Below are 13,011 nucleotides of genomic sequence, written 5' to 3' on the forward strand. Positions count from 1 at the left end.
TTCACTCCTTTTCAGATTCGCTTGGCACTGTCGCTGCTCGATGAGAAGCAGCACGCAGCGAAGCGCGCTGGCTCGCTAACCAATGTAGCCCAATCAAGCACATGGCGTTATCGAGTCTTCCCTGCTCCAAGAGTTCCCATGCGGTTGGAAACGCCACTACATGAACACGGATATCCTCGTGCTCATCATCCAGGCCATGAATTCCCCCCATCCCTTGGGTATCGACTAAACCACAAAATAGCGTCACGCGTTCGTTACACGCCCCAGGGCTTGGGTAATAGGTATGCAGTTTTGTCAGTTCGCCAACCTGGCAGCCTGACTCTTCCATGGCCTCACGGCGGGCAACATCCTCTAGGGATTCATCTTTATCTGCCAGCCCTGCCACTAACTCTAACTTCCAGGGGGAAAGCGGATCGTCAATCGCGCCAGCACGAAACTGTTCCACCAGTACCAATGCGTCACGAACCGGGTCGTAAAGCAGCACGCCAACAGCATCAAAGCGGTTATGCACCTCACGCCGCATCGTGCTGCTCCAGCCGCCCTCGAACAGACGATGACGCAGCTCTAAGGCTTCCAAACGAAAAAACCCCTGATAAAGGGTCTCTCGCTGAATAAGCTCGACATCGTCCCGGCCTAACTGAGGCGGCGCTGACGCATCGGGCACTAATGGATTAGGGCTAGATGCCATGAAGCACTCCCAGTGTTAACAATCGTTCTATTATCAATGCTTACCACTGGGAATGCCAATGCACCTATCAACCTTAACGCACCTATCAACCTTAACGCGGCTATTAACGTTAGCGCGCCTATCACTCTGAGTGCTAAGCGCCTTGGTTTAGGGTCTACAGCTCACCAAGTAGTATCTCGGCATCACGGCGCAGCGCTTCATCAGATTTTTGACGGGTCTCGCGTGCAGTACCATTCACCGCGCGCTGTGCATGCTCGCGAGCCGCCTCGCTATTGCCCTCTTCTTTCAAGAACGCCGCATAATAATAGTTCACATCAATACCGTCTGGGCGAATCTCTAGCGCGCGCTGAAACATGCGCTCAGCGGTATCGCTGTTGCCAAAACCTAATGGCCTGCCTGGGGCACGGTCATATAGCGCTCCCAGCGTGACATAAGCCGAGCCATTGCCGCCTTGTGGGTCGATTTCAATGGCTCTCTCCAGCACATCCCGGGCATCACCCGCGGTGCCTAATGCACCAAGACCGCCGCGTTCACGTGCGTAGGAAGCCAGCACGATGCCTTGCCAGACCAATACCTCCGCTTGATCAGGATATTGGTTAGCCAGCTGCTCAACCTCACTGGCTAGCGCTTTAAGCGTGCTCTCACGCTCGTTAGCAGGCATCTCAGTAACCGTGTGTTCCCAACGATTCTTTAGCGAGAACACATCGCTTTCATACGCCGACACGCTTAATGGGGCTAACGCTAAGGCGCTACCTAATGCCGCTGCAATGACTAAACGAGAAAAAGGGGATGTGCGCATAATAAGCTCCTGATTTATTTTTGTGCTTTCTAGCAAGCAATACGTTTGGTTCTGGGGTTTTGAACCCCTACACCCATAATGTAACGAACGTTTGAATGAATCGCCAATAAATAAGCGCTTTGTTAACCCCACTGTCATTAGCGTAAGCTGGTGCTCTTTGAGGAGGTGAAAAACGCAATGAAAGGCCGAAATATGACGCGCTGGCGCGACCCAGCGAAAGACCCGCGTCAACAACCTAAGAGCAACCTGATCACAGCAGAGGGTGCGGCTCGTCTACGCGCTGTCCTGGACCATCTATCGCGAGTTAAACGCCCCGCTATTTCGGCCAAAGTTGGCGAAGCGGCCGCCCAGGGTGACCGCAGTGAAAATGCCGATTACACCTATAACAAAAAAGAGCTAAACCGCGTTATCGCGCGTATTGGCTACCTAACAAAACGGCTGGACGAACTGCAAATTGTTGATCGCCTACCCGCTGACACCAGCAAGGTTTTTTTCGGCGCGTACGTAGATTTGGAAGATGAAGGCGGAGAGCAAATTCATCTTAGAATTGTTGGCCATGACGAAATCGATACTAAAAAACGCTGGATCAGCATCGACGCCCCCATGGCCAAAGCACTACTCGGGAAAGAAGTAGACGACGATATCACGGTACTCACACCCAATGGCGAGACGTTCTACACCGTCACAGCGATCCGTTATCCGGGCATGAAATCACCGTCTACTTGAGGCGGCAAAGACTACTCTACTAACGCGTAATCCACCGTAGTAACGACTCTGATTCGCTTAATATGGGGTGTATAGCTATCAAGATCTTCAATCGAGAAGTAGCCCTGGGTCGCTTGGCGTATTCCCCCAACACCACTACCAGAGTCTTCGGCAAACTGCTGGGCTGCATTACGTGCATCAGCTGTCGCCTCAGCAATCATTTCAGGCTTAATGTCATCTAAGCCAGTAAACAAAAACTCAGTGCGGTATTCATAGCTAGGCGACAACAGCACGCCTTGACGTACCAACGCTGTGGCTTGGGGCACCGCATCTATCACCCCAGCAACATTATCAGTACGTAGCAACAACGTAGCCTCAGCGCGATAGCGCTCGTCTGGACGTTCGCCACCATACATATTGCTAAATTGATCAGTAATACGCGGTGGCGTGACGCTTACGTTGTCCTCATCGAAACCACGGTCATCCAGAAATTGGCGAATTAACTGCTCATTGCTGGAAAGTTGCCGCTCTAAGTCAGAAAGCGAATTGGCATTAACAGTATAGTTGAGTGGCCATAGCACCATATCTGCCGCCACTTCTCGCTCGGCCAAGCCACGTACAGTGACGCTGCGTGAAGATTGCTGCCAAACCTCCGCAGCCCCTTTGAAGTAACTGCCTCCCCACACCAGCCCCAGCGCCAACAAACCGCCCAAGATCAACGCACTGCCAATTACCGCTGTCGTACGAACGCTTCCTGTCATTTCCATCTCCTTTTACACGTGTAGCCGAAACAAGGCTTACAAATGGCATCATAGACGTAAATAGTCGTCTCAGCAGTGGCGCTTGCTATTTAGCGGCTCGATACACTTTAAAGCGCCGATTATCTGCCAAGGTCTCAAAACCACCGAAGGTGCTTTCCAGCACATCAGGATAAGGCAGAAAGGCATTCGCCACTAACACGAGCTGCCCCTTGGCCGATAAATGATTGGGCGCTTCTGAAATCAGCCGTGCGCTAGGGCCATAGGTAATCTCGCGCTCCTGATGAAACGGCGGATTACTCACTATCAGATCAAACTGCTCTCCCCCAAGCGCTGAATAGACGTCGCTCTCAAGCACTCGCCCACTAAGCTGGTTGGCTGCTAGCGTTCGGCGGCACGCCTCCACCGCAAACGCACTGACATCTACGGCGGTGACCTGATGACCTCGCGCTGCAAGCCAAGCACTAATAATGCCGTCGCCGCAGCCCATATCCATCACGCTAAGCGGCTTTTTGGGCAAGCTAGCCTCAATGCTATCGAGCATTAAACGCGTGCCTTCATCGACCTTGCCGTGACCAAAGACACCAGGATGACTCACCAGCTTTAAATCCAGCGCGTCAAAGGTTTGCCACGCAGTGTCCGGCTGCTCCATCGCTACCGTGCGCGTAGCAAACAACGAGCAACGACGAGCGTTATCGAGCTTATCGCAGCGCATGCCTAACTCACTCAATATCTTAGGTACGCGCTTGATGCCTCCCTGATGCTCACCAACAACATCAAGCGGGGTATTTTCAGGCAGCACGTGACATAGCCATGTTAGCCACCAGATTCCCAACTGATGTGCCTTCGGCCAAAACAGCACCACCTGCCCAGCCTGCTGAATAAAGGGTGCATCAAACGGGCTGACGGCTGCTTTACCGCCGGATGACCAGTGTTCACGCAACGCCACATCCCCACTTATCATTGCCGTGGAGTGGGCTTGCAACCAGGCATCAGCAGGCGGCGCAACGGGCCATAAGTTAGCCGATTGGCCATAGAAACGTTCAAGGAGTTGGCAAGCAGGCAGTTGAGCGCTCATACATCAGCCTTAGGTTTGGTGAAGGTGTAAAGTAAATAGCGACCTAACCGCCAGTGAGGATCTTGGCGGCAATACTGCTTTTCGAGTGCCAGCAGCGTCGCTTGCTCGGTCTCTTCGGCAGAGGGGTGGCGTAAATAGTCCTGAAAGATTCGTATCCCGGCAACGGCATCCATGCGCAGACCGTTATTCGCTGCCCATAGGCACACTTCATCGTGGGTGACCGGTGAGATAGGCGTTAACCGCTGTCGCTTACCTTTGCCCTCAAGCTGATCGCTAAGCGCTTTTTGTAAGTTACCTTTGATGACGTTGGAAAAACGCAACGCATCGCGGTTAAACACCATCAAACTTAACTGCCCGCCGGGGGCAAGCAGACTCGCCAGCGTTTGCACAGCCTGCTCAGGCTCTCCTAACCACTCAAGCACAGCGTGGCAGGTAATAAGCGGCCATGGCCCAGGCGCTTGCTGGGGCAACGACTGAAGTGGCGCGGCAAGATAGCGCAGCTGTTCGGGTGGCCAAGCACCAGCAGCACATCGCTCGTCGTGCCATGCATTTGCATGAGCCAACATATCCTGGGAAGGCTCTGCCATGGTGACCGCGTGCCCACGCTCAGCAAACCAGCCCGAAAGTTGTCCTAAACCACCACCAACATCAAGTACTGGCTGTGCTGTCAGGCGCAGCATTTGCGGCAGCAAATAATCCAGCATCGCCAGCCGCAGCTCGCCACGGGGCGCTTGATAAAGCGAACGAGAGAACTTATCAACCAAGCCATCGAAATAGCGATCTCCCGCTTGGGTTAACTCATAGCCTTTTGCAATATGGCTGTTTGAAATATGACTTGTTGAGGTATCAAGGGGATGCATGCAGGGCGCCAAGCGTTGACTCAAAGTCGCCTAGTTTAACCTGCCTGAGAGCAGAAGGCTTGCTTCGATAGCGGAGACGACGAGGGGTAATTGTTAATGCCAAGCCATACTATGAGTATTGCCTTTCGAATCGAAAACAGCTAATTTGGGAACGTTCCCATTTATTCAAGAAACACGCCACTTATGCCGTCATCTCGGGCCACCCTCATCGAAGTTGCCAAATTAGCGGGTACATCAAAAACCAGCGTCTCACGTTATTTCGGTTCAGAACGCGAACGACTAACAGCCAAACTCCAGTCACAGATTGAACAGGCAGCTAACACATTGGGCTATCAGCCCAATCTCATGGCGCGTGGCTTAAAAGGCGGAGGCTCACGGCTGCTGGGTATGCTAGTGGCTGATATACGTAACCCTTTTTCGGTTGCCGCTGTACATGGCGTGGAGCAGGCTGCGCGAGCCCATGGCTATTCGCTGATCGTGTGTAATACCGATAACGACCCAGAGCAAGAACAAACGCAACTAGCATCGCTAGCCGCCTACCAAGTGGAAGGCCTGATTATCAATGCGGCAGGGCAACCTGAACCTCAGTTACAAGCATTAATGCGCAGCGGTATTCCATTGGTGCTACTTGACCGCGAAGTTCGCCAGCTCGATGCCGAAGTCATTGGGCTCGATAACACCCAGGCGATTGATATGGCACTGGATCACTTAGTACAGCAAGGCTATCGCTCAGTGCTTTATGTAAGTGAAGCGCCAGAACATGCCAGCGCTCGCCAAGAACGGCTGAAACGATTTAAGCAGCAAGTAAAAACCCTAGGCCTAGACAGTCAGACGCTAGTGCTAAACAGCCTAGATGAACATTCAGCCCTGCCAACCTTGCGCGAGTTTAGCCAACGTCCTGCCAGCGCTCCCAAAGCAGTATTGTGCGCCAACGGCAACGTAACGCTCGCGATGGTGCGCAGTTTTCAGCACCTTGGCCTCACGATGGGCTCAATCGGTTTACTAGGCATTGATGAATTGGAGTGGTGTGAGCTCGTGTCGCCGGGCATTACCACACTTGCTCAACCAACCGATGCGATTGGCCAAGCCGCCGTCGCCTGCCTGCTTAATCAGCTTCCCCAACACCCCGGTAAGCAAGCCGTGCAAGCCCTACACTCACCAACGCTGATTATCCGGGGTAGCACCTCCCCCTCGGGATAGCCCTTACCTGCAACGCAGCGAGACGCCGTACAACTGACACCCCTAAATGGTATCGTTCCCAATAAACAACAAAGCGTGTGAGACGCCCTATGACACAGCCTGATTCTGCACCCAAAATACTGACCTTCGGCGAAGCCATGGCCATGTTTGTCGCCGATGCCCCCGGCCCCCTTGCACACATTGAGCACTTTCATCGCCGTTTGGCGGGTGCCGATAATAATGTCGCGATCGGCCTCTCCAGGCTGGGCTTTCAGGTCAGCTGGCTAAGCCGAGTGGGCAATGACAGTTTCGGCCAATTTATTCGCAAAGCACTGGAAGCTGAGCGTATCGATAGCCAGCATATTCACACTGACTCACAGCGCCCCACAGGGCTGCTCTTTAAAGAGCGTGCACAGGACGGCGCTGACCCGCGAGTTGAATATTTCAGACAAGGCAGTGCCGCGAGCCACCTCTCTATCGAGGATGCTAAGAATGTCGACTTTCAGGCACTTACCCACCTACACGCAACAGGCATTACTCCAGCCTTATCTGAAAGCGCATGCCAGCTTACCCGCCACTTGATGAAACAGGCGCGTACTCATGGTGCGAGTATTTCCTTTGACCCCAATCTGCGTCCGTCACTTTGGCCCAACGAAAACGCCATGCGCACTACCTTAAATGAACTTGCCAGCCGAGCCGACTGGGTATTACCAGGGCTGGCCGAAGGTCGCCTGCTGACTGGGTGCGAATCGCCTGAAGCAATTGCCGACTTCTATCTAGCCCGCGGTGCCAAGGCCGTCATTATTAAGCTGGGGCCAGAAGGCAGCTACTATCGCGGCAACATCAGCGGCTCACTTGAAAGTTATTTAGTTCCTGGTCGACCAGTCGCTGAAGTAGTCGATACCGTTGGCGCAGGCGATAGCTTCGCAGTGGGCGTGATTAGCGCCTTATTAGATGGCCTTACGCCTCAGCAGGCATTGAACCGCGGCAACTTGGTGGGTGCCCAGGCCGTTCAAGTAGTGGGCGATATGGAAGGCTTACCTAGTCGCCAACAGTTGCAGGCACTAGAACAACGCTAAGCCACTAGCATTCACAAACACCATTCAAGCGACAGGAGGCAGCATGAAAAAGAGCGTCATCGTACTAGGGCAGCTCAGCTCATCTCAATGGGTGGAACTTGAACAGCACGCTCAGTTAGTTGGGCTATCCAAACCATTAGACCTCACTCAACAAGAGGTGCTTTCCACCCTAGCGCAAGCGCATGGCATTATCGGCTCCGGCTTGGCGATCACCCCTCAATTGCTGGACGCAGCCCCCAACTTAGAAGTCATCGCAACCATCTCTGTTGGCTACGACAACATTCCCGCTGAGGAACTGACCCAGCGCGGCATTATGCTGTGTAACACGCCTGATGTGCTTACCGAAACCACCGCCGATACTGGCTTTGCCCTGATCATGGCCACCGCGCGCCGGGTAGTTGAATTAGCCGAGTGGGTCAAAGCGGGCAAATGGCAAGCCAGCATTGGCCCTGCACTGTTTGGTAGCGATGTACATGGCAAAACCCTCGGCATGGTAGGGTTTGGGCGTATTGGCCAGGCTGTCGCCAGGCGCGGAGCCTTGGGTTTTGGCATGCGGGTGCTTTACTCCAATGCATCGCACAAACCTGCCCTTGAAAAGGAGTTGGGCGCGCAGCGCCGCGAACTCAACGAGCTGTTGGCAGAGGCCGACTTCGTCTGTGTTACCGTACCTCTCACCGCCGACACCGAACATTTACTTGGTACCAATGAATTCGCGCTGATGAAGCCCTCCGCCATCTTCATCAATATTGCTCGCGGCAAAGTCATCGACGAAAACGCGTTAATAGATGCCTTGGAAAACGGCGTTATTCAAGCAGCCGGACTGGATGTATTCGAACAGGAGCCGCTCCCCTCCTCGTCACCGCTAGCGAAGATGCCCAATGTGGTCGCCCTTCCGCATATCGGCTCTGCCACCCATGAAACCCGCGACGCCATGGCCCAGCGGGCGGTAGATAATATTTGCTTGGCACTCCAGGGTGAACGCCCTATCAGCCTGGTCAACCCGGAAGCATGTCGATGAGTGCTGTTAACACCACGCCAACACCGCTCTGCTTACTGTTCGACTGCGATGGCACCTTGGTGAATAGCGAAGTACTACTTGCCGAGGTGATGGGTGAAATTCTTCCCGAATTTCACCTCCCCTTTTCCGCACAGCAATATATGGATGAATTTCGCGGGGTGCGTTTCCTGACAATTGTGCAAACGCTGGAACGTCGTTTTCAGGCATTGGAAGAAAGCAAGCTTTCTCAGCTTGAGGCAGGCATGCGGACACGTATGGAAACCCGCATGCGTGCTGAGCTAGTAGCAATACCGGGTATGGCTGCCGCATTGGAGCAGTTAAGCAGCCACCCCAAAGCCGTAGTGTCTAATGGCCCCGAACCCAAAATTCGCTGTGCGCTGGAAAGCACCGAGCTAGGCCACCATTTTGGCGACAAGCTGTTTAGCGCCTATACCTTAAACGTCTGGAAACCCAACCCTGAACTTTATCGCCAAGCCGCCGCCGCAATGGGCTACTCACCCCAACAATGCGTGGTGATTGATGATGCGGCGGTGGGAGTTGAAGCAGGATTAGCAGCAGGCATGCACGTCATTCACCTCAACCACTTCCCTAACGAGGAAGTTACCCCCGAGGGTGCCATTGGCATTCAAAAAGCCCATGAACTACCCGCCGCTATTGAACGCTTAAGCGCGTAGGCAACGTCGCGGCGAGTGATCATAGAGCCTCTTTTAAAAGTAGGTGGCCAAACGCTCTTTAATGTTTAACTGATCATCCACTAACAGCAACTGGCGCCATTTATCGAAGGTTAAACAGGGGTGAGAGGCGCCAAATGCGACGATATCACCGACCTCGACATCCTGAGCCTCTTCGGGAAGGTGCACAAAAGCGTGCTGATCCATAATTTTCGTCACTTCCCAACCAACCACAGGCAATGGCTGCGAGGCGCTACCTGCTTCTCGGAAACGACGTAGGGCAATGGGTAACTGATCATGACCAATATCACGCTTACCAAGCGCCACAATGGCAAGTCCAGGTTCAGGAAGCGACTGCACCTGGGCAAACACTTCCAGGGCAGGCTCAAGCCCCTGCTGTAAATCCGGTCGGCGGTCTAATACCGCTGACTGTGCTTCACGATAAAGCCCATGATCGTGGACGACATAACACCCAGGCCGTAGCACAGGCGTAAATCGCCCCTGCAGCGGTGCGCCCTCAAAGACTTCTGCAATCACGTCATACCAGGCAGAACCTGAGGCCGTTACAATCGGGTTTTCTTCGGCAAAGCGGCCAGCCGCTTCTAGCTCTACCGCTACATCCACCAGATCGTGAGCATAAGCACGAATACCCGCTTCGGGGTTATCCCCGTGAACCACACCTTCATAGCCTTCTAGCCCCACCAGTGAAAGCGCTGGCTCATCAGCAATGGCCTCCGCCAGCGAAAGAATCTGCTGCTTATTGCGGCAGCCGCAACGCCCCCCAGAGACCCCCACCTCAATCAGTAGCGCCAAATTCAAACCACGCTCAGCAAAGAAACGTCCGAGCTGACGCACGTTTTCCTGACTATCGACCACACAGTAAAACGTCGCACCCTGCTCAATCAGACCAGCGATGATAGCCATATTGGCCTGGCCGACCAGTTGGTTCGCCATCAATATCCGAGTGACACCATTGGTGAAGGCCGCACGACACTGGGGTGCAGTGGCAAGTGTGATACCCCACGCCCCTGCCTGGAGCTGTCGCTGGAAAAGTGCTGGCGTCATGGTGGTTTTGCCATGGGGCGCTAAGTGAGCGCCATGAGCCTCGGCGAATCGTTGCATCCAGGCTACGTTATGAGCCAGTGGGCCTTCATGCACCACGGCAGCGGGCAGGCTGACTCCTGATAGAAGGTTTGATCCCAATTCCACACCGCCTTTATCCATTACTAATGGCATTGTCTGCATTCGCCCACTTCCTGTTTAGTTTTCTGTTTAATGAAACACATTAATGTTAGATACTTTCACAACTATTGACTTTAAGTTAGAAACTAACATACTTTCTAAATCAGGCAACCCCTAGGAGTCCACGGTGAGCCAAGAAACCGACATCTTGTCACGTATTACCACTGACTTTGCTGCCCTACGCGAAGCTGAAAAGAAAGTCGCCGAGCTGATATTTGCTGACATCGAGTTTGTCACCGAAGCAAGCATCGGTGACATTGCCCAGCGCGCGGGGGTAAGTGATGCCAGCGTCACCCGATTTGCACGCGCTATCGGCTGTACGAATGTGCGCGACTTAAAAACGCGCTTAACACGCGCTTTAGCAGCAGGTCGTCGTTTTATACAAGAAGCGACCCCCGAAGACAGTTCAAGCGTGGTGTATGACATTGCCGCGCAAACCTTGGCGCTTAACCGTGACCTGCTCTTCCAGGCCGATGTGGCAGGCGCGGTTGAACTGCTGGATCAAGCGCGCCAGATATTGGTATTTGGCGCAGGAGGCGGTTCCAGCATTCTCTGCCAAGAGTTTCAGTTCCGTTTAGTGAGACTGGGCTATGCGATCTGCGCTTACCCTCAAGCGCTCTTGCCCCGCATGGTGGCGTCAACCTTAGAGCCGAATGACGTCGTCGTTGTGCTATCAGTCACTGGCTACACACCTGAGATGGTGGAGTCTGCGCAAATTGCTAAGCAGTACGGCGCAAAAGTGATCGCCATCACCGCCCTGAATTCTCCTTTAGCCGAAACAGCCGACATTGTGCTACCGATTACTTCTCGGGAAACCGACTTCATCTATCACCCTTCGGCTTCCCGCTACGCCATGCTGGCAGTCATCGACGTGTTAGCACTTGAACTTGCCATGCGCCACCGTGAGCGTTCACGAACCAAATTACGCCGTCTCAAACTTAGCCTCGATGACCATCGCGGTGGCGACAACCGCCAGCCACTAGGAGATTAAGATGGTTTACGATCTGCTGATTCGTAACGCCAACGTATTGGATGGCTCCGGCGCAGCCCATTATCGTGCCGATGTGGCTATTCAAGGCGAACGTATCTGCGCCATCGGTGACATGCCCTACGCCACCGCCACCACCATTATTGACGCCCAAGAGCGCTATCTGGCTCCTGGTTTTATTGACGTCCACACTCACGACGACACCAATGTTATTCGTACTCCCGAAATGCTGCCAAAGCTGACACAAGGAGTAACGACGGTGGTGGTGGGTAATTGTGGAATCAGCGCCAGCCCCGTGACGCTGGCTAGCGAAGTTCCCGACCCCATGAATCTATTGGGCAAGCTAGAAGACTTTCGCTACCCAAGCTTCAGCGCCTATGCCAACGCCGTGGACGCTGCCGCACCAAGTATCAACGTCGCCGCCTTAGTGGGGCATACCAGTTTACGCAGCCAGGTGATGGATAGCTTTGCCCGCCCTGCCAGTGCTGAAGAAATTGCCAACATGGAAGCGCTGCTAAGCCAAGCACTGGATGAAGGTGCATTAGGGCTTAGTTCGGGGCTTGCCTACCGCAACGCGATACACGCGCCGACCGCCGAAATGGCTTCTCTGGTGGCCGCCGTTGGGAAATCAGGCGGGGTCTATACCACCCATCTTCGTGATGAATTTGCGGGTCTGCTAGGTGCCATGGACGAAGCATTTGCCACTGCTCGCAGTGGCCAGGTGCCTCTGGTGATCTCGCATCTTAAATGCGCTGGTGCGGGTAATTGGGGAGGCGCTGGTAAGGCGTTGGGTAAATTAGAGGCAGCCGCCCAGCACCAGCATGCTCACTGCGACTGCTACCCCTACACCGCAGGCTCTTCCACCCTCGACCTGGGCCAGGTCACGGATGAGATTGAGATCACCATTACCTGGTCGACACCACACCCAGAGCAGGCGCGTCGCCCACTTAAAGAGATCGCCGCTGAATGGGGAGTATCTCTTTTAGACGCTGCCAAGCAGCTACAACCAGCGGGGGCGGTTTACCACAACATGAGTGAAGCGGACATGCAGCAAGTGTTAGCGCATCCGCTCTCCATGGTCGGTTCCGATGGCTTACCAAACGACCCGCATCCTCACCCGCGCCTTTGGGGAGCATTTCCGCGTGTACTGGCTCACTACAGCCGCGATTTAAAGCTAATGCCGCTGGCCGAAGCGGTGCGCAAAATGACCAGTCTTTCGGCGGCTAATTTTGGCCTAACAGATCGTGGCGTGATCCGCATAGGCGCCTACGCAGACCTCACCCTTTTTGATCTAAAAATTCTTGAAGATACTGCCAATTACGAGACCCCTATTGCGGCCGCTAGAGGCATCGAGCTGGTCATAGTGAACGGCAAAATCGCCTATCGCCAGGGCACAGTTTCAGACCAACGTGCTGGCAGGATGCTGCGCAGAACAGAGCGCATTTTGCCATCAACTCCCACCATTCACCCCAACCAGGAGCAAACTCCATGAGCATTACGCGATACGGCACCGAAGGCGGCGTAGGCACCGGCGGCCAGAAGCTGCCCTTTGCCCGCGCCGTAGAGGCAGGTGGCTGGCTATACGTCTCCGGCCAAACACCCATGACCGATGGCGAAGTCGTTGAAGGCGGCATTGTTGAGCAGACTCGTCTCGCCTTCGACAACTGCCTGGCCATTATGCATGAAGCAGGTTACGGCGTTGAAGATGTCGTACATGTCACCACCGTGCTCACCGATGCACGCTATTTCAGCTCTTTCAACAAAGTGTTTAAGGAGGTCTTTGGCGACAATCCCCCGGCACGCATTTGCAGCGTTCAAGACTTGGTGGTGGATTGCAAAGTTGAGGTTGACGTGAAGTGTTTCCGCGCAGATCGCGCCTAAACATCTAAAAATAACTACCACAAAAAAGCGCCGCACCCCGGCAAGGGCACGGCGCCAGATTACCG

At 54.1% G+C, this 13,011-nt stretch carries 14 protein-coding genes; 8 read left to right on the forward strand and 6 right to left on the reverse strand.

What is annotated here, in order from left to right:
• Position 1: 1 nt before the first annotated feature.
• On the reverse strand, positions 2-688 hold the full coding sequence (locus IR195_RS13070; RefSeq protein ID WP_125749344.1) for an NUDIX domain-containing protein: 687 nt from the start codon (positions 686-688) through the stop codon (positions 2-4).
• Positions 689-842: 154 nt separating this feature from the next.
• A complete protein-coding gene (locus IR195_RS13075) occupies positions 843-1,487 on the reverse strand; it encodes a hypothetical protein (RefSeq protein WP_206047752.1) in 645 nt (214 codons plus the stop codon).
• Positions 1,488-1,664: 177 nt separating this feature from the next.
• On the opposite strand from IR195_RS13075, the gene greB reads away from it, so the two are divergent.
• Positions 1,665-2,213, forward strand: a complete 549-nt coding sequence (gene greB / locus IR195_RS13080; protein WP_125749350.1) for a transcription elongation factor GreB — start codon at positions 1,665-1,667, stop codon at positions 2,211-2,213.
• Positions 2,214-2,224: 11 nt separating this feature from the next.
• Here greB and IR195_RS13085 read toward each other — a convergent pair whose 3' ends face one another.
• The 3 genes from IR195_RS13085 to IR195_RS13095 all read right to left on the reverse strand — a co-directional run bounded on the left by IR195_RS13085 (position 2,225) and on the right by IR195_RS13095 (position 4,888).
• On the reverse strand, positions 2,225-2,953 hold the full coding sequence (locus IR195_RS13085; protein WP_125749353.1) for an SIMPL domain-containing protein: 729 nt from the start codon (positions 2,951-2,953) through the stop codon (positions 2,225-2,227).
• A gap of 85 nt (positions 2,954-3,038) precedes the next feature.
• The gene (locus IR195_RS13090) at positions 3,039-4,028 is read right to left on the reverse strand and encodes a methyltransferase (RefSeq protein WP_206047753.1); all 990 of its coding nucleotides are present in this window, start codon (positions 4,026-4,028) and stop codon (positions 3,039-3,041) included.
• Positions 4,025-4,888 carry a methyltransferase domain-containing protein gene (locus IR195_RS13095; protein ID WP_206047754.1) on the reverse strand — a complete coding sequence of 288 codons (864 nt, stop codon included), beginning with the start codon at positions 4,886-4,888 and terminating at the stop codon, positions 4,025-4,027. Before IR195_RS13095 ends, IR195_RS13090 begins: the two co-directional genes overlap by 4 nt.
• A gap of 183 nt (positions 4,889-5,071) precedes the next feature.
• Here IR195_RS13095 and IR195_RS13100 point away from each other — a divergent pair, with 183 nt between their 5' ends.
• The 4 genes from IR195_RS13100 to IR195_RS13115 all read left to right on the forward strand — a co-directional run bounded on the left by IR195_RS13100 (position 5,072) and on the right by IR195_RS13115 (position 8,838).
• Entirely contained in the window at positions 5,072-6,088 is a 1,017-nt protein-coding gene (locus IR195_RS13100) for a LacI family DNA-binding transcriptional regulator (protein WP_206047755.1), read from the forward strand.
• Positions 6,089-6,177: 89 nt separating this feature from the next.
• The gene (locus IR195_RS13105) at positions 6,178-7,146 is read left to right on the forward strand and encodes a sugar kinase (protein WP_206047756.1); all 969 of its coding nucleotides are present in this window, start codon (positions 6,178-6,180) and stop codon (positions 7,144-7,146) included.
• A gap of 43 nt (positions 7,147-7,189) precedes the next feature.
• Entirely contained in the window at positions 7,190-8,164 is a 975-nt protein-coding gene (locus tag IR195_RS13110; RefSeq protein ID WP_206047757.1) for a 2-hydroxyacid dehydrogenase, read from the forward strand.
• Complete coding sequence (locus tag IR195_RS13115) at positions 8,161-8,838, forward strand: HAD family hydrolase (protein ID WP_206047758.1); 678 nt, start codon at positions 8,161-8,163, stop codon at positions 8,836-8,838. The genes IR195_RS13110 and IR195_RS13115 overlap by 4 nt, the downstream gene beginning before the upstream one ends.
• A 33-nt stretch (positions 8,839-8,871) precedes the next feature.
• Here IR195_RS13115 and IR195_RS13120 read toward each other — a convergent pair whose 3' ends face one another.
• Entirely contained in the window at positions 8,872-10,080 is a 1,209-nt protein-coding gene (locus IR195_RS13120; RefSeq protein ID WP_206047759.1) for an amino acid deaminase, read from the reverse strand.
• 124 nt (positions 10,081-10,204) lie between these two features.
• Here IR195_RS13120 and IR195_RS13125 point away from each other — a divergent pair, with 124 nt between their 5' ends.
• From IR195_RS13125 to IR195_RS13135, 3 genes are read left to right on the forward strand one after another with little or no spacing between them, the layout of a single operon-like run.
• Positions 10,205-11,068 carry a MurR/RpiR family transcriptional regulator gene (locus tag IR195_RS13125; RefSeq protein ID WP_206047760.1) on the forward strand — a complete coding sequence of 288 codons (864 nt, stop codon included), beginning with the start codon at positions 10,205-10,207 and terminating at the stop codon, positions 11,066-11,068.
• A gap of 1 nt (position 11,069) precedes the next feature.
• The gene (locus tag IR195_RS13130; protein WP_206047761.1) at positions 11,070-12,557 is read left to right on the forward strand and encodes an N-acyl-D-amino-acid deacylase family protein; all 1,488 of its coding nucleotides are present in this window, start codon (positions 11,070-11,072) and stop codon (positions 12,555-12,557) included.
• The gene (locus IR195_RS13135; RefSeq protein WP_125749386.1) at positions 12,554-12,946 is read left to right on the forward strand and encodes a RidA family protein; all 393 of its coding nucleotides are present in this window, start codon (positions 12,554-12,556) and stop codon (positions 12,944-12,946) included. The genes IR195_RS13130 and IR195_RS13135 overlap by 4 nt, the downstream gene beginning before the upstream one ends.
• The last annotated feature ends 65 nt before the right edge of the window (positions 12,947-13,011 follow it).

Source organism: Vreelandella venusta, from assembly GCF_015689495.1.
GTDB classification, from domain to species: domain Bacteria; phylum Pseudomonadota; class Gammaproteobacteria; order Pseudomonadales; family Halomonadaceae; genus Vreelandella; species Vreelandella venusta.

Bases quoted from the DNA above. Each gene is read 5' to 3' on its own strand.
- IR195_RS13070 (WP_125749344.1), bottom strand. From the start codon at position 688: ATGGCATCTAGCCCTAATCCATTAGTGCCCGATGCGTCAGCGCCGCCT.
- IR195_RS13075 (WP_206047752.1), bottom strand. From the start codon at position 1,487: ATGCGCACATCCCCTTTTTCTCGTTTAGTCATTGCAGCGGCATTAGGT.
- greB (WP_125749350.1), top strand. From the start codon at position 1,665: ATGAAAGGCCGAAATATGACGCGCTGGCGCGACCCAGCGAAAGACCCG.
- IR195_RS13085 (WP_125749353.1), bottom strand. From the start codon at position 2,953: ATGACAGGAAGCGTTCGTACGACAGCGGTAATTGGCAGTGCGTTGATC.
- IR195_RS13090 (WP_206047753.1), bottom strand. From the start codon at position 4,028: ATGAGCGCTCAACTGCCTGCTTGCCAACTCCTTGAACGTTTCTATGGC.
- IR195_RS13095 (WP_206047754.1), bottom strand. From the start codon at position 4,888: ATGCATCCCCTTGATACCTCAACAAGTCATATTTCAAACAGCCATATT.
- IR195_RS13100 (WP_206047755.1), top strand. From the start codon at position 5,072: ATGCCGTCATCTCGGGCCACCCTCATCGAAGTTGCCAAATTAGCGGGT.
- IR195_RS13105 (WP_206047756.1), top strand. From the start codon at position 6,178: ATGACACAGCCTGATTCTGCACCCAAAATACTGACCTTCGGCGAAGCC.
- IR195_RS13110 (WP_206047757.1), top strand. From the start codon at position 7,190: ATGAAAAAGAGCGTCATCGTACTAGGGCAGCTCAGCTCATCTCAATGG.
- IR195_RS13115 (WP_206047758.1), top strand. From the start codon at position 8,161: ATGAGTGCTGTTAACACCACGCCAACACCGCTCTGCTTACTGTTCGAC.
- IR195_RS13120 (WP_206047759.1), bottom strand. From the start codon at position 10,080: ATGCAGACAATGCCATTAGTAATGGATAAAGGCGGTGTGGAATTGGGA.
- IR195_RS13130 (WP_206047761.1), top strand. From the start codon at position 11,070: ATGGTTTACGATCTGCTGATTCGTAACGCCAACGTATTGGATGGCTCC.
- IR195_RS13135 (WP_125749386.1), top strand. From the start codon at position 12,554: ATGAGCATTACGCGATACGGCACCGAAGGCGGCGTAGGCACCGGCGGC.